The organism is Pseudothermotoga sp., assembly GCF_031962025.1.
Classification (GTDB): domain Bacteria; phylum Thermotogota; class Thermotogae; order Thermotogales; family DSM-5069; genus Pseudothermotoga_B.
Genome location: NZ_JAVRKW010000002.1, coordinates 1 through 20,021, shown reverse-complemented (window position 1 = coordinate 20,021; position 20,021 = coordinate 1). Strand labels below are relative to the sequence as shown.

Below are 20,021 nucleotides of genomic sequence, written 5' to 3'. Positions count from 1 at the left end.
ATAAAAATACACGTGGGAGTGGGGATAAATGAAATCTATAAGAAGAGATTTATTCATAAATATTTTGATTCTTTCAGTCGCAACAGTTGTGATATTCGGCTCTATATCAATTATCATTCTTTATTTCAGCGGAATATCTTCAGCCCGTGAAATAATAAAACAGAAAAACAGAGCTGTTACTCATTTCATTGAAGGGTATTTCAAGAAATTCTATACAACAATAGAATTTTTGAGCAACTACGAAAATGTGCGACTTGCACCATATCTGGATGAAAGAGCTCGTCAGGCTGTTCTGGAAATTTATAAGCTGTTTGAGCAAGCCGATAGTGATATCAATTATATTTATTCTGGTTATGAAAACGGCATGCTTTTGATCAATGACTATGAACCTCCTGAAGGATATGATCCAACCGTTCGTCCCTGGTACACAGCCGCGATCAGATCAAAGCCACAGATATCTTGGGGAGAGCCTTATCAGGAGATAAAGACAAAAGAATGGCTGGTATCGGTGAGCAAAGTTCTTGTTGGAAAAGAAAACGAAATGACAGGAGTAATTGCTATTGGTACGCCGTTGAAAAAACTTGAAAACATCCTTTATGGCTCAGATGAAAGGTACAGATCTTTACATAGCTATGTGATTAGAGAAGACCAGAAGATTATTATTCACCACGAAAAGCAGCATATACATCAAAATTTGTCCGATGTTTTGAACAAACCTGTTAGCTTTGAAAAGGATCAGGACAGTTTTGAGTATCGCTTAGAAGGCATTGAAAAAATCGCTTATTATTCGCGTATCAAAGACCTTGGCTGGATTGTGATAACTGTGGTGAGCAAAGACGAAGTCATAAAACCGATTTTTCGTAGGATTGGAACAACGGTCTTTCTGTTCATCATAGCTTCTTCTATCCTGGGATGGTTTATGAGTAATTCATTTGGTCGAAAAATCGTGACACCTTTATCGGCACTCAAAGAAAGTGTGAGCAAGATAATTAAAGGAGATTTTGATGAACAATCAGCATATAAATTTGACGACAACGAAATAGGTGCTATAGCGACCGATATACTCAAATTGACCCAGCAAGAACTTTACAGAAAAAATCAAGAATTGAAAGTTATAAATGAAGAGCTTGAGAAAATCTCTATAACTGATAAGCTTACCGGTTTGTTCAACCGTCACAAGATGGATGAAGAACTAAGAAAAGCTTTTTACCTATGGGAACGTTATAAAAGACCATTTTCATTGCTCATGATAGATATAGACTGGTTCAAGAGAGTGAACGATACGTATGGTCATCAAGTCGGAGATAGAGTACTTCAGCAACTGGGAGCTATCTTAAAAAGAACGCTGAGGACTTCAGATGTGATTTCAAGGTGGGGCGGAGAAGAATTTCTGGTTTTATCCGTTGAAACTGATCAAAAAGATGCGCTGATTATTGGCGAAAAAATAAGATCTGAAGTAGAAAGATACAATTTTGCAGAAAATATAAAGCTCACTGTGAGTATAGGAGTATGCGGTGTAGAAAATCACAGGACGATAGATGAACTTTTAATCAGTGTTGATAGAGCAATGTACAGAGCAAAACAATCTGGCAAAAACAGAGTCGTTGGTTGTCAGTAATTTCAAAATTTTTCCAGCCACATAAATCTGCAAATTCATGCTGGATGTTATTCATTCCGGCATGAGTTTTTTTCAACTATTCTGATCAATAGAGAATAGTTCAAAATCCGTTTATCGGTATTCTCATACGCTACCAGGAGCAGCAACTGGCAGGCTTATAGTTTTAACAGGAAACAGGATCTATTTTATACAAAAAGTAAAGTGTTTGAAAATAACACCGATTAAAACCATCATGGAAAGGAGAGAAGATAAATGGCACAATTTTTTCTAATTGTTGTGGTTTTTCTGCTGTTTTACTTTATACCATTTGATTCTGCAGTAGTTAGCCAGAGCATTCTCAATGGTTTTTATCTACTTCAGGAATATGCACGGGAACACGTTCTATTGTGTCTTGTTCCGGCGTTTTTCATAGCGGGAACTATCACGGTAATGCTGAAAAAGGAAGCGGTGCTCAGGCTGCTTGGTCCAGATGCGAAAAGAATTATTTCCTACCCTGTTGCAGCCATATCCGGTGGGATTCTGGCAGTTTGCTCTTGCACTATCTTGCCGCTTTTTGGTGGTATTTACAAAAAAGGAGCGGGAATAGGTCCTGCAACGACATTTTTGTTTTCAGGACCGGCGATAAATATCGCTGCCATATTTTTGACCGCCAAGGTCCTTGGATGGAATCTTGGACTGGCAAGGTTTATCTCAACGATGGTAGCCGCCATATTCATAGGTCTGATCATGGAATTGCTCTATCAGGAGAAAGGTGAAGGTGGTTTTCAGATTTCTGAAAAAGATGAAGATGGCTTGAAGGGCGTCATCTTTTTCATTTTACAACTTGGTTTTTTGATATTCAACGGAATAGCCATCAACAGCCTGGTGAAATATTCCATAATGGTTGTACTGGGAATATCCGTCTTATCAATGGCATTTTTTGGATTTGAAAAAGATAAAACAAAACAGTGGATATTTGAAACATGGGATTTTGCAAAAAAGATCCTGCCGTATCTTTTTATCGGTGTATTTTTTGCAGGTGTTCTGACAAAACTCCTGCCCCAGCAGATTGTCACAGCACTGCTTGGCAGGAACGATTTTCTGTCAAGCTTTATAGCTTCTGTAATAGGTATGTTCATGTACTTTGCAACCCTGACGGAAGTGCCTGTGGTTCAGGCATTGACGAATCTTGGCATGGCTAAAGGACCAACGCTGTCGCTGCTCATGGCTGGAAATTCTCTGAGCCTACCAAGCATGATAGTCATCACAAAACTACTCGGCAAAAAGAAGGCTTTCACATACTTTGCGCTTGTGGTGGTATTTTCAACGGCATTTGGTATGATATATGGCGTGTTGAATTGAAGGAGGTAGTATGACTGTGGCAAAGAAAATCGAGATTCTGGGTAAGGGCTGTGCAAGATGCAAGCAAACAGAGAAAATTGTGAGAATGGCATTAGAAGAACTGAAAATCGACGCTGTGGTTGAAAAAGTAGAAGATGTAGCTCAGATAATTTCAAGAGGTGTAGTCTCAACACCTGCAATAGCTGTAGATGGAAAGATAGTGCTTTACGGGAAAGTCCCAACATTGGAGGAAGTAAAAAAACTGCTTCAGTAAAATTTGCAGGGCTGGTTGCCCTGCATTCTATATTCAGCGAGTTTTTCTTTATGATTAAAATGAACAAAGGGGGGATTTTATGAAAAAGTTTCTGCTATTTGTGATTTTGGCACTTGTGGTTAGTGTTTTTGCATCTTTTGAACAGCAGATGAACGATCTGTTCTATCAGGCAAGAAAAGACAGAGACATTGCAAAGATGGAGCAGATAATCAAAACAATAGAATCGCATGGTGATTTAGAAAACAATTCTGTACTGCTCACAATACTTGCCGATTGTTATCTTGAATACGGTGATTGGGGTGTTGCAAAGGAACAGAAAGAAAAGACACTTGAGCAGGCAAGAAAGTACGCAGAGCTTGCCGTAAAACTGGATAATGCAAACGGCAGGGCAAATTACATCGCAGGTGCTGCGATAGGAAGGCTTGCACAGTACAAAGGAATTATTCAAAGCTTGTTCATGCTTGGAGATTTTGATAGATACATAAACAAAGCGATATCCCTTCTGGACGAAAATGATCAGGAACAGAGACTGTATAAAACATTCGCATTAATAGCTTCAGGTATGAGATACAGAGATGTTCCATGGCCCCTTAACGACTACAGAAAATCTGAAGAACTGCTTTTTTTGGCATCGAAGTTGACGCCGAATTATTCCAACATCTACCTTGAACTGGCATATCTGTATCTGAAGATGAACAACAAAGATAAGGCAAAACAGATGTTTCAAAAGGTCATCGACAGTGAACCGCATCCATTACTGGTCGCGACACATTTAGAAGCAGTCAAAACCGCTCAGATGGAGATTGAAAAACTCAAATAACCATCAAGCGAGATTTTCAAGAATTTGTGCTCTTTCTGTGTCAACTATACCAAGATCAGAAAATTTGTAAAGCGGGCTCACATTCAATGCAAGTACAGAAAGAAAGGTCATGGGATTTTTGTGTTTAACACCGTTTTCTTTGAGTAATCTCTCGATTTTTTCAAATTTCTGAGCAACCGCCTCCAATTTTTGTGTACTTATTATTCCTCCAATTTCAAGTGGCAGACTCACAAAATCAGAGTCGTCACAGTAAACCATGCCACCACCGATTTTTAAAAGTTCCTCAATGGCTTTTTTCATGCATTTTGCACATTTTCCAACCACAACGATATTGTGAGAATCATGAGAAAAACTTGAAGCAAAAGCCCCCCTTCCCATTCCAAAGCCCTTCAAAAGCCCAACATGCCCCTTTAATGATTTTCTTTGAATTACAGCTACATTCACGTAATCTCCAACGGCAAAGCCGTTCCTGATGGTAACTGATTGTTGAACGAGTTCTGTGAAGCTGTTTTGGTCATTACAAACGACTATATTCAGCTTTCTACTCCCATCATTGACATTCGATAGATAAAACTCATTTTCGCTAAAAGTTTTCTTATCAAAGGCTATCAAAAACTTTTCTACTTGAGGTTCTTGAAACGAGAGTTTTTCATATTCAACGCCTTCAATGAATGTGGTTAGAGGTTCTAATTGCTCGAGATCTTCGGTGACGAAAAAGCTGGCATATTTTCCAGGAGCTATCGACCCCAGATTTGGTAGTCTCAGATAAATAGCAGGCCTAAAACTTGCAGATGCAATGGCATCTAAGGTGGGCCACCCTTGCCTTATTGCCATAGATACGATTTTATTCAAATGGCCTTTTAAAAGTTCTGTGGGAGGTGTGTCGTCAGTGACGATCAATATGCGTGATCTGTCTTCTAAGCTATATATTGTCTGAACATTTTCCTGGTTGAGTGATTTTCTCTGAATCATCACACACATGCCTTTTGAAAGCTGTTCTGAGATCTTATATGGGTTTGTTAAAGTATGATCTGATCCTATGCCAGCTGCTATATATTTTGATAGATCCTTTCCTTTCAAAGTGGGACAATGCCCTTCTATCAATAAATTGTGCTTTTTTGCAATCTCAATGATCTTCAGTAATTTTTCATCACCATTCAGTACCCCTATATAATCCATTACCTCTCCGAGGGCTATCACGTTGTCTATTTTTGCAAGTTTTTCAACATCTTCAGGCTCGATGGAAGCATTCGGTGTTTCCAGTTTCTTGTGGGTTGTCGGAACACAACTCGGAATAGCTGTGTAGAATTTCAAGGGTTGATTTTTGCCATTTTCTATCATGAACTTTACCCCATTAATTCCAAACACATTTGCCATCTCATGGGGATCCTGCAACACAGCGACTGTTCCGTGTCTTAAAGCGACCTGGGCAAATCTATCACAGCTAACAAGAGAGCTTTCAACGTGCATATGGGAGTCTATAAGCCCTGGCACCACGTATTTGTTTTTCAAATCGACAACATCGATCGGTTCGTTTTTTGTGACTGGCCCTTCTTCTACAAATTCAAATTTGTTATTTCTTACTAAAAACCATCCTTGAAAAATTCGCTGTCTAAAAACATCGACTATCTTTGCGTTTTTAAAGAGTCTTTCTTCCAGAACGATCCTCCTCTATCAATATTTCGACTGCTCGTACGGCGACATCTATCATTTTCTTTTCTGCCTCGTAAAACAGTTTTTCTTTTTCTTCCAGCGTTGGCTGCGGATTGAGCCAGATATTTGAATCCGTCGCAAGGATGGCACCAGTCGACAGATGTCTTATAGATCCGAGAACAAATACCGTTGAACATTCCTGCTCAGCTGCTACGACACCACATTCTGTTAAAAATTTATTCAGCTGGTCATCTTGAACATAATAAGCATCCCTTGTAAAAACAATACCGTGATAATATTGATATTTCAGCTCTTCAGCAGCCCTCATTAAGGCAAGTGTGACTCTCAAGTCAGCTACAGCAGGAAATGGTGCAGGAGCATAAGCATACGATGTACCGTCTCCTCTGTATGCTGCTGTAGCTATTACCAAGCTGCCAATTGGCATATCTGGTTGCCTGCCTCCAGCAGAGCCAACTCTAATTAACGTCTTTGCTCCTATCCTTGCCAGTTCTTCAACTGCAATTGAAGCTGATGGACCGCCGATACCCGTTGAGCAAACACTTACAGGTTCATCCAAAAGTTTTCCAGTATACACATGATAAGCCCTGTTCATCGAGATTTTCTGAACTTTTTCGAGCCTTTCAGCTATTTTAGCAGCTCTTGCTTCATCACCCGGTATAAAGACATACTTCCCCACATCTTTTTCTTTACATCTGATATGTTTTTGAATACTCATTCCTTTTCCTCCTCGATTGCCAGAAGATGTTCAAAAGGCACATACAGAAATACTCTATCACCTTCAACAAGATTTTCCACATTAGGTGGTTCTGCCTCAACACTGACAAAATTGCCATCTGGCATTTTTAAAATTAAGGAAATATTTTCACCTTGAAATATCTTTGAAATAACCTGAGCTGAAAATCTGTTATCACCATCATGTGTGTCAATTATCATTCTTTTTGCTCTGGCACACAACACAACCTTTTCAGCCACTTTTAAATCAACAGTCGTGCGGGCTTTGAATAACCTATCTTTTGTTCTAACCATTACAAACTCTCCTTCTGATTTTTCTACGACACCTTTTGTGATCTGCTGAAATCCCATGAAATTTGCCACAAATTGTGTTTTAGGGCTTGAAAAAACCTGTTTTGGGCTACCCAATTGCACAATTCTGCCTTTGTCCATAACGGCAATTTGATCGGACAAAGCAATAGCTTCTGACTGATCATGTGTAACATAAATAGTAGTTATTCCCAGTTTTTGCTGGATTCTTCTTATTTCATTTCTCATTTCGATTCTCAGATTTGCGTCCAGATTCGACAGTGGTTCATCCATCAAAAGGACATCAGGTTCTATGACAATTGCCCTTGCGATCCCGACTCTTTGCTGTTGACCACCAGAAAGCTGCGACGGCAACCTGTTTTCAAATCCAGCAAGTCCCACAAGCTCTATTACTTTTTTCACCTTATCGTTTATTTCTGATTTACTCATCTTCCTCATTTTCAGTCCAAATGCAATATTGTTAAAAACATCCAGGTGTGGAAACAATGCATAGCTTTGAAACACGATTCCCATATTTCTCTTGTGCGGTGGTAATCTCGTGTAGTCTTTTCCGTTCACGATTATTTTTCCACTTGCTGGTGATAAAAAGCCAGCCAGAGTTCTCAACGTTGTGGTTTTCCCACATCCTGATGGACCAAGCAGTGATAGAAATAAACCTTTCTCAACACTCAAATTGAGATCTTTCAACACTAATACGTTATTTTGGTAAGCAACCGACACATTTACGACTTCAAGAAAAGCCATTTTCATCCCTCACAGAAGTTTTGAAATACCAAAGATTTTCTGAACCAGCAGAACAATCAGTAATGTAGCACCTATTAATAATGTTGATAGAGCTGCAATGCTTGGATTGTAGTAATATTCCATGTAGGTCATCATAATTATTGGTAAAGTACTCACACCAGGACCTGTAAGAAAAAGAGAGATAGGTACATTATTGAAAGAAGTTATAAAAGTCATTATGAAAGCCGAGATTATGCCAACCCTTATATTTGGAAGAACTACAAAAAAGAAGCTCTTCAGCGGATGAGCTCCCAAGCTTTGTGCCGCTTCTTCAACTGAGACTGGTAGATTTACCAGGCTCGCTAAGGTAGATCTGACCACGTAGGGTAAAACGACAGCGGTATGACCAATCAGCAGGGTGGTCTGAACTGAGAATACATTCAGTAATACAAAAAATCTTAACAACGCAAGCCCGGCAACCATTTCCGGAATTATTATAGGCAACGTTGTGACAAGTTCTATCATGCGTTTACCCTTGAAATCATACCTTGCTGTGATATAGGCAACAGGTACTCCCAGCAGTAGAGAAAGAAAAGATGAATACAAAGCAAGCTGTAAACTAAACAGAAAGCTTTTCTGAAACATAGGCATGGATATGACCTTTTTGAACCAGGATAAAGTGAATCCAGTTGGTGGGAATCGCAACGTAGAAGAAGGTTCAAAGGAAGCAAAAAGAATCACTAAAAATGGTCCGATCAGAATGGCAAGTGCTATTATCAAAACAAAGATGAGCCATTTATTTGTTTTCATCAAACATCAGCGCAAAAATACCTTTGCGCTTTTTCCTCCTTTCACAGGAATTCCCAACACTCATAATACCGTGACCAGGTCTAACAAAATCGATAAGCTTTTATTTACTCACTCCTAAACTACTTATCTTTCTGGAAAAGTAATTTACAGCAAGAGTTGTTGTAAACATAACCACAGCGATCACAGTAGCCATACCCCAGTCCAGAGTTACTGAGGTTTTCTGGTACAAAAGGGTACTCAACATAGTTACACGACTCCCGCCAAGCACTGCCGGTGTGACATATGCAGTTATACATCCAGTGAAAACCAGTGTAGATCCTGCAACAATGCCTTCAACTGTGAGAGGAATATAAACCTTTGTGAAAAGATTAAAAGTATTTGCTCCAAGACTTTTTGCTGCAAGTGGTATTTCCTTAGGAAGATTTTCAAGAGCGCTTACAAGGGAAATAATCATCAAAGGAAGAAAAAGCTGTAAAAGTCCAAAAAAGACAGCCCCTGGAGTGTAAAGAAGTCTTTTGGGGCTGTCTGTAAGTTTCAGAAAGATCAATAAATTATTTATAAGACCTTCACGCCCGAGTACTGCAAGCCATGAAAAAGTCCTTGCTACAGAATTAGTCATCAATGGAAACACTACCAAAGTCATTAAAAAACTTTTGAGCGAATCATTCGTTATGTTGACAATCGCCAGAGCTGATGGATACCCAATCGCCAGTGAAATGACAGTTACAAGAAGACCCATGACAAGACTTCTTGTGTACGCTGTGCGTGAGATCCTTTGAGTAAAAAACTGAATATACTTACCAGCCATCCATCCTTTTTGCGGTTGATATATGCTCTCAATTATTATTGAGAAAATAGGTAGAATGAAAAACACTATCAAAAATACCAGTGCTGGAAGGAGGACAATATACTTTCTCATTTTTTATTGTGCGATCAGCTCATTCCATTTGTTGATCCACTTGTCGTAATTTTCCATTATGAAGTCCGTCCTGTAAAAAATGAGTGATTTTATATGTTCAGCTCCGTAAGTCAGTTTCTCGGCTATTTCTTGAGGTACAACAACATTGACATTCACGGGTGAATCCACAAGGTCCATTGCTTCTGCATATTGAACTTCCTGGCTTATGACAAAATCTATGTATTTATAAGCTTCTTCAAGGTTCTTGGCACCTTTTATTATACTGATCACATTGAGAAAGCCGGGCATACCTTCTTTGGGAGTTACCCATGCCAGGGGCAAACCCGTGTCGAGGAACTGACCCCACGAGAATCTCAAAACAGGTGCCATCCAGACCTCACCCATTTTGAACAAATTGATTAACTCCGACGAAGTCTTGTAGAAAGTAACGACGTCTTTCTTTAACTGGCGAAGCTTTTCAAATGCTGTTTTTAGTTCCGGATCATATGCATTTGCGCCGTAGATTTCGTTAAAAAGCATCATCAAAGCTGGTCCCTGTGTGGTTGTTATATCTGGTAGACTTATGTGACCAGCTACTTCTTTACTCCAGAAGTCCTTCCAAGATGTAATTGGACTTCTAATTTTGTCGGTTCGATACACTATGCCCATACTGTAAACTGTGTAACCAATTCCGTAATTGCCTCCGATTGGGTTTTTGGCAAAATCGTATATCTGGTCGTAATTTTTTAGTTTGCTCACATCAATGGGTTGTAAAAGACCTTCTTTGACTGCGAGCATGGCATAATAATCAACAAAATGGACCACATCAATTACCGGGTTGTTTTTCTGAGAAATCAGCTTTGTCAACCTTACGGAGTTGTTTCCGACTTCTCTGACAATTTCAATACCATATTTTTCTAAGAATGGTTTGGAGATATTCTTGTCAAGCAAATCAAGGTTGAAACCCCAGGTTGAGACATTTAGCTTTGCGGCACCAAAACTACTCACAATGATCAGGCAGGTAAAAATACCAGCAAGAATTTTTCTCATTTTCCATACCTCCCACAGGAGTTTAGTTACTTTATAGATATTTTATCAAAAACAAATTGAGTTGGCAATATCAGACTTTTGGTGAAACAATTAGCAATATCCTTTTTTATAGCCTCTACTCCACTACCGTTTTATTATTAAATTTCTCAAACACAATCTGTCTTCATTCTACTCATGGAACTGTGATGAGCATTTTTATCTTCACAGATAACCTGTGTTATCATTCTGTATAGGGTGATGAGGATGTACATTTCACCAAACGCGAAAATTGCTGAAAATGTGGTCTTTGGTTATAATGTTGTGGTTGAAGATGGTGTGATTATTTATGATGATGTGATTATCGGACACAATGTGGTGATCAAAAAAGATACTGTGATTGGTAATGGTTGTGTGATTTCAGACAACACTATCCTGGGCAAGGAACCATTCAGAGCCACTATATCAGCGACAACCGAGAATAAACCTCTGCCGCCACTGGTTATAGGAAAGTATGTAACAATAGGTGCCAATTGTGTTATTTACCGGGGAGCAGTTCTCAAAGAATATGTTTTTGTTGGTGATCTTGCAAGCATCAGAGAGGATGTAATAATTGGTGAACACACTGTGATTGGTAGAGGTGTTGCTATTGAAAACAAAACAACGATAGGAAAATATGTAAAAATAGAGACAGAAGCCTATATCACAGCTATGTCACTCATAGAGGATTACTGTTTCATAGCACCAGAAGTTACTTTCACAAACGACAATTTTCTCGGTAGAACTGAGGAGAGAAAGAAATATTTCAAGGGTCCGTCGATCCGAAAAGGTGCAAGAATAGGTGCAAATGCCACTATTTTACCTGGTGTGGAAATTGGTGAGGATGCCTTGATCGCCGCAGGTGCTGTGGTCACAAAAAATGTGCCGCCCAGAAAGGTATACGCAGGAATTCCTGCAAAAGAGATAAAAGACGTTCCACAGGAGCAACTTCTGCAAAATCAAAGCTATTACAAAGAAAAAGAAACTGTTTAAAATTCTCCTGCTATTTCATGGGTTTTCAGATCATACATCAACTTTCTTATGCCAAATTATACATGGCTCTTATCTAATGGTTGTGGTTATTTTATGGCTTATTCTTTTGTTAATTTCTCTGTGCCCTCTATGCTATGAATTGGGCAAATTCAACAATTTCTGAAGCTTTGTCTGTTTTGGTATCACATTTTGAAAGAGTTAATGATCTGTATTGCCTGATCTCCCGTACAGTGATACGGCATTATCCTTTTTATACCAAAAGCTTTCAAAGCGTTGAGCGTCTTTTCTATCTTCGACAATGGTGATTTGTATAAATGAAAGCCTCCTATAAGAACCTTTATCTTTTTGCCAAAAGTTTTGGTGGCATCTTCTACAATGTTCACAATACCCCTGTGTGCACAGCCTGTTATGAGTACTATGCCATCGTCTTCATCTATAACCAGGCTCAATTCATCATCGAAAAAATCTTTGATTTTTTGTCCATCTTTGAGAATATAAAAATATGTATCTGGCTGTTCAAAATCATTTTTCATCTCTGCAGGACCAAAAGCATAGACACCACGGGTTATTTCAGTTACTTTTTGCGTGATTGTTGCAAATTCAAATGATCCGCGTAGATCTTTCCAATCCAGACCTATGAATCTTTCATCGCTGTATTTTGGTGTGAATATCTCCTGTCTGACGTATACTTTGAACTTTTTGCCGAACTTTGAAAGATATCTCAGCCCGCCGGCATGATCGTAATGACCATGGCTTATGATTATTTTTTCAACTTTTGTCAGATCTTTTCCAAGAATTTCGGCATTTTTTATGAAGACATCGCTGCTACCTGTATCAAAAACAATTGGTGGATCCTGATCTTTCTCAACAATAACTGAAAAACCGTGCTCTGAAAAAAGCGGTGCAGCCAATCTATCATCACACAGGATTGAAAATTTCACCGATGTGGTTTTTATCATTTCCAATCACCTGACTGTATCATAGCCTGTTTTCTGTTTCAGATCAAGCTTCTTTGTTTTCCGTAGTAGAAAGGCTAAAATAGTTTTGAAAGCATGAAAGGTACACCCATCTTCATTTTTCAGAAAGGTGTGGTTTGATGGTGAAAAAGTTCTTGTTTTTGTTTCTTCTGAGTTTTTGTGCGGTGATTTTTGCCTCCACGACGATTGTAGTACACTATCACAGGTATGATGGAAAGTACGAAGGATGGAATCTTTGGATATGGCCCGTTAAGCCTGTTTCTTTTGAAGGTAAGGCTTATCAATTCACCGAAGTGGATGACTTTGGTGTAAAGGCAACCGTTGAAATACCCCTTGATCTGACCGAGGTTGGTATAATAGTCAGACTGAGAGAATGGGAGGAAAAGGATGTGGCAAAAGACAGGTTTATAGAAATAAAAGACGGCAAGGCAGAGGTTTATATTCTTCAAAATGATGAACAGATCTACACCTCAAAACCAGATACGAGTCCAAGAGTGTTTTTCGCAAAATTAGTGGATTTTTCAACAATAGAAGCTTACACGACAAATGCCATAGATCTAAAAACATATATTGAAAAGGTCAAGGTCACTGTGGATGATCAGTACGTTGCGGTTTCTAAACTTGAGAAAGCCGACCCAACTGATATAACCAGAACAAACTATTTCAAGGTGAAGCTTTCCGATCCTTTGCGTGAAGAAGATCTATCGAAGGATATCTTTTTACAAATCGATGGGTTCAGTAAATCAAGGGTTTTTGCAGTAGAAGTTCTGGATCATCTCTATTATGATGGTCCTTTGGGTGCAATTTACACGCCATTTTATACGGAATTTTATGTGTGGTCACCTGTGAGTAGATCGGTGGAGTTGCTTTTGTATCGAACGGCTGAACAAGATCAACCAGAGATTGTTTTTAAAATGGACAGGCAGAAAAAAGGTGTGTGGTATGCAAAAATCGACGGCAACTTGGACGGCTGGTTTTATAAGTATCGCTATGAAAGCTATGGCTCCAAGAAAGAAGGGGTTGATCCATACGCCAGAGCTCTGTCGCTGCAGGGAAAACTTGGTGCAATAGTCGATATGAAAAAGACCAATCCATCAGAATGGGAAAAAGACCATTACGTTGAGCTGGATTCGTACGTCGATGCGATAATTTATGAAATACACGTTGCAGATATGACGGGTTCTCCAACAAGTGGTGTGAAAAACAAATGTTCATACCTTGGTCTTGTTGAAGAGAACACGCATGGACCTGGTGGTGTTACAACAGGCTTTGAGCACATCAAGGAACTTGGTGTGACACATGTTCATATATTGCCAATCTACGACTTCTACACAGGTGATGAACTGAAAAAGGATTTTGAACATCAGTACAACTGGGGATATGACCCATATCACTACATGGTACCGGAAGGATGTTACAGTTCAAATCCTTCGGATCCAAGGGCAAGGATTTACGAAGTCAAAAAAATGGTCCAGGCATTTCACAAAAATGGTATAGGTGTGATATTAGACATGGTTTTTCCACATACTTACGGTGTTGGAGAGCTTTCCGTGTTTGATCAGGCAGTTCCTTATTATTATTACAGAATCGGAAAAATGGGTCAGTATTTGAATGAAAGCGGTTGCGGCAACACGACAAACAGTGAAAGGCTCATGATGAGAAGGTATATTCTTGACGCGGTTGTTTACTGGTCCGAGGAATACCACGTGGATGGTTTCAGGTTCGACCAGATGGGGCTCATAGACCGTGAAACCATGGTGCTTGTTGAAAAGACTCTCAGACAGATCAATCCGAGTGTGATCATCTATGGTGAACCGTGGGGAGGATGGGGAGTTCAGCCCAGGTTTGGAAAATCACAGCTACTGGATTTGAGAATAGCAGTTTTCAATGACGGTATAAGAGATGGTATAAGGGGTTCTGTTTTTGATCCAAAGGCAAAGGGATTTGTCATGGGATCCATAGGCAGAGAGGTCAGGATCAAAAGAGGTGTGGTTGGAAGTATCAACTACGACAATAAATTGATCGTCGATTTTGCCAGCAGTCCGGAACAGACAATCAATTACGCCGCATGCCACGACAACCACACACTGTGGGATAAAAATGTGCTGGCTGCAAAATCTGACAAAAGAGACTGGAGTGAAGAAGAATTAAAATCGGCTCAAAAACTTGCGGCAGCCATATTGCTGACTTCGCAGGGCGTTCCTTTCTTTCACGCAGGTCAGGATTTTTGCAGAACCAAGCAATTCAACGAGAACTCATACAATGCACCTATCTCTGTGAATGCACTTGATTATGAAAGAAAAGCCCAGTTTATAGATGTTTTTGAGTATCACAAGGGATTGATAAATCTCAGAAAACAGCATCCTGCGTTCAGAATGCGAACAGCAGATGATATAAAAAAGCACATACAGTTTGTTGATACACCAAAAAAGATGGTTGCCTTTATGATAACCGATCATGCAAACAACGATCCGTGGAAAGAGATTCTGGTGATCTACAATGGAGACATCAATGAACAGAGTATTTCTTTGCCGGATGGTGAATGGAATGTCGTTGTTGATAAAGAAAATGCCGGATTGGAAACGCTTTACACGGTCAGTGGAAATATAAAGATTCCAGCACTGTCTGCTATGGTGATGTACAGAAATTGAGATGGAGGGTAGATAGCTTGATAAAAAATATCGTCTTCGACCTTGGCAGAGTTCTTATAAACTGGGAACCGTACGAGTATATGTTGAAACATTTCCCAAAGGATGTGGCAGATAAACTCAACAGAGAAATATTTGAGCATCAGGACTGGCAGTTAATGGACAAAGGCATTATCTCAGAAAACCAGCTATGGCAGAAAAAGATCGAAGAACTTCCCGAGTATGCGCAGTATATTTTGCACATGAAAGAAAAGTCACCACAACTTTTAACACCCATTGAGGAAAATGTAGAAATTGCAGGTATTCTCAAGCAAAAGGGCTTCAAGCTCTATGTCCTTTCCAATTTCAGTGAAAACAATTTCAAAATGGTCTATGAGAAGTACGATTTTTTCAAGTTATTCGATGGGATGATAATTTCATCGGATGTGAAAGCCATCAAACCGGAAAGAGAAATATATCTCAAATTGATAAAAAGATACAATCTGATACCACAGGAAAGTCTTTTTATAGATGACAAGTGGGAAAACATCAAAACAGCACAGGAATTTGGTTTTAAAACGATACATTTGCCGTATCCATGGCAGCTCAAGGAAAAACTTTTCATCTTGATGGATCTACAAAAAAGTGAGATTGTATAGTGTTTTTGGAAGATGTTTCTTTTGATGAAGTAAATGTGAACAAAACGCTTGCGTTATTAATTTATCTGTGGTAAAATGGTTAACGCAGATTGAATCGGACGAGGGTATGGCGGAGACCTGGAGAAGACCATACCCCAGAAATGGGGTATGGTTTTTTGTGTTTTTTAAGGATTTTCACAGATATTTGAAAAATCAGGACTATAATTCAATGGGAGGTGGTTGAAGGTGAAAAAGGCTTTTGTGCTGTTGCTGGTTGTCTTCACAGTTCTTTCTTTTGCAAAAACCAAGATTCAGTTCTGGCATGCAATGGGTGGCTGGCGCATTGATGTCATTCAGAACATGGTGAATGAGTTTATGAAATTGAACCCGGACATTGAAGTCGAAGTGCAGTATGTCGGAAGTTACGAAGAGATCCTTTCAAAAACCGTCGCAGCAGTTCAGGCTGGTACACCACCGCACGTTGTTCAATTAAACGAGATAAGCACACAGAAAATGGTTGATAGCGGCGTCATAGTACCTGTTCAGGATCTGATCGATAAGGATCCGTCCTTCGATGTTGGTTTGTTCCTCCCGCAGGTTTTGAATTATTACAGAGTCGGCGGAAAGCTGTATTCAATGCCGTGGAACAGTTCAACACCGCTTCTTTATTACAACAAAAATCTTTTCAAGGAAGTCGGGCTGGATCCAAACAATCCTCCGCGCACATACAGCGAACTGATTGAGGCTTGCAGAAAACTGGTTAAAAAAGATGAAAAAGGCAATATCGTCAGAACCGGAATCACCTGGCCTCTTTATTCCTGGTTCTTTGAAGAGTACATGGCTTTGCAGAATCAACCGCTTGTGGACAACAACAACGGGAGAACCTCCAAAGCGACAAAGGTTGTTTTCAACAATCAGGCTGGTCTGAATTTCCTGAATCTGTGGAACACTCTCACAAAAGAAGGATTGATGATCAACACCAAACGCGCCGACTGGACTGCGGCAAGACAGTTGTTCATATCTCAAACCACCGGAATGCTGATTTCTTCAACGTCTGATGTTGCACTACTCATGACAGAGTCTGCCAAGCAGGGCTTTGAACTCGGCACGGCTTTCCTGCCACTTCCAGATGGCTCAGCACGTGGCGGTGTGATCATCGGTGGTGGAAGTTTGTGGATTATAAAACAGAGAAACCAAGCCGAGATCGATGCTGCATGGAAACTTGTGAAATACCTTGCGGAACCAGGACCACAGATCACCTGGCATCAGGCAACAGGTTATTTCCCAATCAGAGTTGATGCGATACAGAAATTGCAGGCGCAGGGTTATTACAAGGAAAATCCTCATCATCTGACTGCTATTCTGCAACTGCTTACCAGTGTGCAGAATTACAACACAAATGGAGCCATAATCGGTTCGTTCCCAGAGGTAAGAAATGCAATAGAAACAGCCATAGAGAAAATGATCTCTGGTGATCTAACACCAAAACAAGCCCTTGATGAGGCAGAAAAGAACGCAAACAAAGCCATCAAAGAATACTTTTGATTTATGGTGGCTGGCAAAAGCCAGCCACCTTATTTTTGGAGGTGCTTTGGTGATCAAAAAATCTTTGCCATATCTACTTTTGATACCGACTTATATCGTGATCGTTTTGTTCATATATTATCCTGCTTATGAATCTTTCAGCTCCAGTTTTTATCGTGTCTCTGTTTTTGGCAACAGGAAAATCTTCGTCGGGTTTCAAAATTATCTGAATCTTTTTCAGGACAAAGACTACTTGAGCGCTGTTTATTTCACGCTTGTCTATACATTTATAACGGTTGTGGCTTCGATCTTTCTGTCTTTTTTTCTCGCACTGCTGCTCGATCAGAAGGTGCCGGGTGCGAGAATATACAGGACACTGATCTTTGCTCCTTACGCTGTTTCACATGCTGTGGCAGGAGCTCTCTGGGGTTTTTTACTGAATCCCGTTGTCGGGCATGTCAACTACCTATCCAGAATCCTGTTTGGTATTCAGGCACAGTGGCTGACCACAAAACCATACGCAGCTTATTCTTTGATCTTTGCTTCTATCTGGAAGACATTGCCGTTCAACGTGATTTTTTATCTTGCAGCTCTTCAGAGTATCTCTTCTGAAGTCATCGAGGCGAGTATCATAGATGGTGCCAGCTCATGGACTCGAGTATGGAAGGTCATCTTTCCTCTGGTTTCCCCGATCACGTTTTATCTTGTCATAATGAGTATAATCTCATCGATGTTCCAGTCTTTTGCCATCATCGATGTGATGACCAAAGGTGGTCCGGGAGGTTATACGACGAATATGATCTACAAGCTGTTCATGGACGGCTTTAGATTTCAAAAGACAGGTCTGGCTGCTGCTGAAAATGTGATCCTGTTCGCTCTGATGATGTTTGTAACAGTCATTTACTTTGCATTCGGTCAAAAAAAGGTTCACTATCAGTAGAGGTGTTGGCAATGAGAAGATCAAAAAGAAAACTTTTGAAAGTGATAATCGTTGAAGTGCTTTTGTTGATCTTTAGCCTGCTCATCTTTGCTCCTATTTTTCTTGCACTTGTGATGAGTATTCAGCCGCCGGAATTTGTTTTTGCCTATCCGCCAAAATTTCTGCCTCAAGGCTTTTATGTGAAAAATTATTCAGATGCCTTCAAGATAGTCCCGTTTGCAAGGATGATGTTGAACAGCGCGATAATAGCCGTTTTGATAACCTTTGGCAAACTGGTGACGGGTTCACTTTCCGGATATGCGTATGCGAATTTTCGCTTCAAAGGAGATAAAGTAAGTTTCTACATTCTTTTTGCCACTTTGTTCATCCCTGCCGAGATTGTTTTAATAGTTCCTCTGTTCAAAATAGTGAGCAAATTTGGCTGGACGAATACCTACTGGGCAATGACAATACCTTTCATGGCAAGTGCAACAAATACTTTTTTAATGCAGCAGCACTTCAGAACGATACCCAGAGAATTTGAAGATGCCGCAACGATAGATGGGGCTACCAAGATGCAGTATTTTGTAAAAATCATCCTTCCACTGTCAAGACCCATCATAGCGGGAGCGGCGATAATAAACTTCACATACGCGTGGAATATGTACCTTTGGCCCTTGATAGTGGCTATGGAAGACAGGATGAAAACAGTTCAGGTCGCAATAAATATGATCATAAACGCAGAATCCTCAAATAACTGGGGTATCATAATGGCTGGTACTGTCATTGCGCTCGCTCCTACCCTGATCCTGTTTTTCGCCCTCCAGGATCTTTTTGTCAAATCGCTTGTTGGAAGTGGATTAAAGGGATAGAATAGTCTAAAAAAATTTCTCAAAGAGCCGTAATTTTTTTACTCATTGACTTGCCAGTTCAACTGGTATATAATTTGTGTCAGTGTCTTTAAACGCTGAAAAAAACTATAAGTCAGGTATAAATTAGTTAAAAAATTAAATTATTCAAAAAGGAGGAATATTTGCTATGAAAACTTTAAGAAGCAAAATGCTTGTGTTGATTTTATTACCAGTCTTAGTCCTTGTTTGTGCCATAGCCTTCATAGCTTACTTTCAAATCAAAAGTACAGTGACATCTGTTGTAGAAAACATGGCAAGTGAGGTATCAAGCAAGGCATCAGACATAGTAAATGAGTGGATCAACGGTCTTGTAAAGGAAGTTGTATGGCTTGCTCAAACCAATGCAGTTATAAACGCTGTCAAAAGTGGCGATTGGAATGATCTGATGAAAAATTACCTGCCGCCAAGGTTGAAACAAAAACCGTATTTTGAAATGGCTTTAATAGCTTATCCGGATGGCAGTGCACCAACTACACTTGGAAGTGTTGCACAGATTTCTGACAGGGGTTATTTCATGGCGATTATGAAACAAAACAAAGACATAGCGATAAGTGATGCACTGGTTTCGAAAGCCACCGGTAAAAATATCTTTGTCATAGCAGCGGCGGTTAAAGATGAAAACAACAAAACCATAGGCTTGTTTGGTGTAACAGTACTTCTTGACACAATAAGCGAAATCGCAGCGGGTATAAAGATAGGAAAAGCCGGTTATGGCTGGGTGGTGGATTCAACTGGTCTGGTTCTTGCTCACCCAAACAAAGAAGTTGTAATGAAACTCAACATCACTCAGGCTTCAAAAGAAGGTTATAAAGGTGTTGAACAAATAGCGCAGCAGATGCTTTCGGGAAAAAGTGGTTTTGCAAAATTCACACGACCCGATGGTCAGGTTGATTATGCCTTTTATTCTCCAATTAAGGCTACCTCTGGATGGGCTTTTGCTGTGAGTGTTCCAGAAAGTCAGGTACTGTCTGATGCAAATAGGCTTTTAACTGTGGTTTTGATAGTTTTTGCGGTGCTCATTGCAATAATAACTGTTTTGATAGTATTTGTGAGCACATCGATAGCAAAACCCATCAAAGTTCTTGCGGCGAAAGCTGTGGAGTTTGGTAAAGGCGATCTCACTGTGAAATTTGAAGCGAAAGGCAAAGACGAAGTGGCACAGATGGCTAAATCACTTGAGCAGATGGCA

General features: G+C 39.8%; 18 protein-coding genes. 11 read left to right on the top strand and 7 right to left on the bottom strand.

What is annotated here, in order from left to right:
• The first annotated feature begins 28 nt into the window (after positions 1-28).
• From AC4E92_RS01960 to AC4E92_RS01945, 4 genes are all read left to right on the top strand, one after another.
• The gene (locus AC4E92_RS01960) at positions 29-1,618 is read left to right on the top strand and encodes a sensor domain-containing diguanylate cyclase (protein WP_490238909.1); all 1,590 of its coding nucleotides are present in this window, start codon (positions 29-31) and stop codon (positions 1,616-1,618) included.
• A gap of 252 nt (positions 1,619-1,870) precedes the next feature.
• Positions 1,871-2,959, top strand: a complete 1,089-nt coding sequence (locus AC4E92_RS01955) for a permease (protein WP_490238908.1) — start codon at positions 1,871-1,873, stop codon at positions 2,957-2,959.
• Between the two features lie 16 nt (positions 2,960-2,975).
• Positions 2,976-3,212 carry a thioredoxin family protein gene (locus AC4E92_RS01950; protein WP_490238907.1) on the top strand — a complete coding sequence of 79 codons (237 nt, stop codon included), beginning with the start codon at positions 2,976-2,978 and terminating at the stop codon, positions 3,210-3,212.
• 79 nt (positions 3,213-3,291) lie between these two features.
• Positions 3,292-4,032 (top strand): tetratricopeptide repeat protein, encoded by a 741-nt coding sequence (locus AC4E92_RS01945; protein WP_490238906.1) that lies wholly within the window; start codon positions 3,292-3,294, stop codon positions 4,030-4,032.
• A gap of 3 nt (positions 4,033-4,035) precedes the next feature.
• On the opposite strand, the gene AC4E92_RS01940 is transcribed toward AC4E92_RS01945, so the two are convergent.
• The 6 genes from AC4E92_RS01940 to AC4E92_RS01915 all read right to left on the bottom strand — a co-directional run bounded on the left by AC4E92_RS01940 (position 4,036) and on the right by AC4E92_RS01915 (position 10,228).
• The gene (locus AC4E92_RS01940) at positions 4,036-5,544 is read right to left on the bottom strand and encodes an adenine deaminase C-terminal domain-containing protein (protein WP_490238905.1); all 1,509 of its coding nucleotides are present in this window, start codon (positions 5,542-5,544) and stop codon (positions 4,036-4,038) included.
• A gap of 127 nt (positions 5,545-5,671) precedes the next feature.
• Positions 5,672-6,421: a nucleoside phosphorylase gene (locus AC4E92_RS01935; RefSeq protein ID WP_490238904.1), complete on the bottom strand. Its 750-nt coding sequence runs from the start codon at positions 6,419-6,421 to the stop codon at positions 5,672-5,674.
• Positions 6,418-7,491 (bottom strand): ABC transporter ATP-binding protein, encoded by a 1,074-nt coding sequence (locus AC4E92_RS01930; protein WP_490238903.1) that lies wholly within the window; start codon positions 7,489-7,491, stop codon positions 6,418-6,420. The genes AC4E92_RS01935 and AC4E92_RS01930 overlap by 4 nt, the downstream gene beginning before the upstream one ends.
• Positions 7,492-7,500: 9 nt before the next feature.
• Positions 7,501-8,280: an ABC transporter permease gene (locus AC4E92_RS01925; protein ID WP_490238902.1), complete on the bottom strand. Its 780-nt coding sequence runs from the start codon at positions 8,278-8,280 to the stop codon at positions 7,501-7,503.
• Between the two features lie 100 nt (positions 8,281-8,380).
• Positions 8,381-9,199, bottom strand: a complete 819-nt coding sequence (locus tag AC4E92_RS01920; RefSeq protein ID WP_490238901.1) for an ABC transporter permease — start codon at positions 9,197-9,199, stop codon at positions 8,381-8,383.
• A 3-nt stretch (positions 9,200-9,202) separates the two neighbouring features.
• Complete coding sequence (locus tag AC4E92_RS01915) at positions 9,203-10,228, bottom strand: ABC transporter substrate-binding protein (RefSeq protein WP_490238900.1); 1,026 nt, start codon at positions 10,226-10,228, stop codon at positions 9,203-9,205.
• A 243-nt stretch (positions 10,229-10,471) separates the two neighbouring features.
• On the opposite strand from AC4E92_RS01915, the gene AC4E92_RS01910 reads away from it, so the two are divergent.
• Positions 10,472-11,236 (top strand): N-acetyltransferase, encoded by a 765-nt coding sequence (locus AC4E92_RS01910; protein ID WP_490238899.1) that lies wholly within the window; start codon positions 10,472-10,474, stop codon positions 11,234-11,236.
• Between the two features lie 182 nt (positions 11,237-11,418).
• Here the strand turns inward: AC4E92_RS01910 and AC4E92_RS01905 are convergent, their stop codons facing one another.
• Positions 11,419-12,195, bottom strand: coding sequence for an MBL fold metallo-hydrolase (locus tag AC4E92_RS01905; RefSeq protein WP_490238898.1), 777 nt, complete (start codon positions 12,193-12,195; stop codon positions 11,419-11,421).
• 137 nt (positions 12,196-12,332) lie between these two features.
• On the opposite strand from AC4E92_RS01905, the gene pulA reads away from it, so the two are divergent.
• From pulA to AC4E92_RS01875, 6 genes are all read left to right on the top strand, one after another.
• Positions 12,333-14,864, top strand: a complete 2,532-nt coding sequence (gene pulA / locus AC4E92_RS01900) for a type I pullulanase (RefSeq protein WP_490238897.1) — start codon at positions 12,333-12,335, stop codon at positions 14,862-14,864.
• A 17-nt stretch (positions 14,865-14,881) separates the two neighbouring features.
• Positions 14,882-15,499, top strand: coding sequence for an HAD family hydrolase (locus AC4E92_RS01895; RefSeq protein WP_490238896.1), 618 nt, complete (start codon positions 14,882-14,884; stop codon positions 15,497-15,499).
• A 225-nt stretch (positions 15,500-15,724) separates the two neighbouring features.
• Complete coding sequence (locus tag AC4E92_RS01890) at positions 15,725-17,023, top strand: ABC transporter substrate-binding protein (protein WP_490238895.1); 1,299 nt, start codon at positions 15,725-15,727, stop codon at positions 17,021-17,023.
• Between the two features lie 52 nt (positions 17,024-17,075).
• Positions 17,076-17,942 (top strand): carbohydrate ABC transporter permease, encoded by an 867-nt coding sequence (locus AC4E92_RS01885; protein ID WP_490239178.1) that lies wholly within the window; start codon positions 17,076-17,078, stop codon positions 17,940-17,942.
• An 11-nt stretch (positions 17,943-17,953) separates the two neighbouring features.
• The gene (locus AC4E92_RS01880) at positions 17,954-18,793 is read left to right on the top strand and encodes a carbohydrate ABC transporter permease (RefSeq protein WP_490238894.1); all 840 of its coding nucleotides are present in this window, start codon (positions 17,954-17,956) and stop codon (positions 18,791-18,793) included.
• A 166-nt stretch (positions 18,794-18,959) separates the two neighbouring features.
• On the top strand, positions 18,960-20,021 hold a 1,062-nt coding region (locus AC4E92_RS01875; RefSeq protein ID WP_490238893.1), incomplete at its 3' end, for a sensor histidine kinase.

Excerpts from the sequence above, each read along its gene's own strand:
- AC4E92_RS01960 (WP_490238909.1), top strand. The coding sequence starts at position 29 with ATGAAATCTATAAGAAGAGATTTATTCATAAATATTTTGATTCTTTCA.
- AC4E92_RS01955 (WP_490238908.1), top strand. The coding sequence starts at position 1,871 with ATGGCACAATTTTTTCTAATTGTTGTGGTTTTTCTGCTGTTTTACTTT.
- AC4E92_RS01945 (WP_490238906.1), top strand. The coding sequence starts at position 3,292 with ATGAAAAAGTTTCTGCTATTTGTGATTTTGGCACTTGTGGTTAGTGTT.
- AC4E92_RS01935 (WP_490238904.1), bottom strand. The coding sequence starts at position 6,421 with ATGAGTATTCAAAAACATATCAGATGTAAAGAAAAAGATGTGGGGAAG.
- AC4E92_RS01930 (WP_490238903.1), bottom strand. The coding sequence starts at position 7,491 with ATGGCTTTTCTTGAAGTCGTAAATGTGTCGGTTGCTTACCAAAATAAC.
- AC4E92_RS01925 (WP_490238902.1), bottom strand. The coding sequence starts at position 8,280 with ATGAAAACAAATAAATGGCTCATCTTTGTTTTGATAATAGCACTTGCC.
- AC4E92_RS01920 (WP_490238901.1), bottom strand. The coding sequence starts at position 9,199 with ATGAGAAAGTATATTGTCCTCCTTCCAGCACTGGTATTTTTGATAGTG.
- AC4E92_RS01915 (WP_490238900.1), bottom strand. The coding sequence starts at position 10,228 with ATGAGAAAAATTCTTGCTGGTATTTTTACCTGCCTGATCATTGTGAGT.
- AC4E92_RS01910 (WP_490238899.1), top strand. The coding sequence starts at position 10,472 with ATGTACATTTCACCAAACGCGAAAATTGCTGAAAATGTGGTCTTTGGT.
- AC4E92_RS01905 (WP_490238898.1), bottom strand. The coding sequence starts at position 12,195 with ATGATAAAAACCACATCGGTGAAATTTTCAATCCTGTGTGATGATAGA.
- pulA (WP_490238897.1), top strand. The coding sequence starts at position 12,333 with ATGGTGAAAAAGTTCTTGTTTTTGTTTCTTCTGAGTTTTTGTGCGGTG.
- AC4E92_RS01880 (WP_490238894.1), top strand. The coding sequence starts at position 17,954 with ATGAGAAGATCAAAAAGAAAACTTTTGAAAGTGATAATCGTTGAAGTG.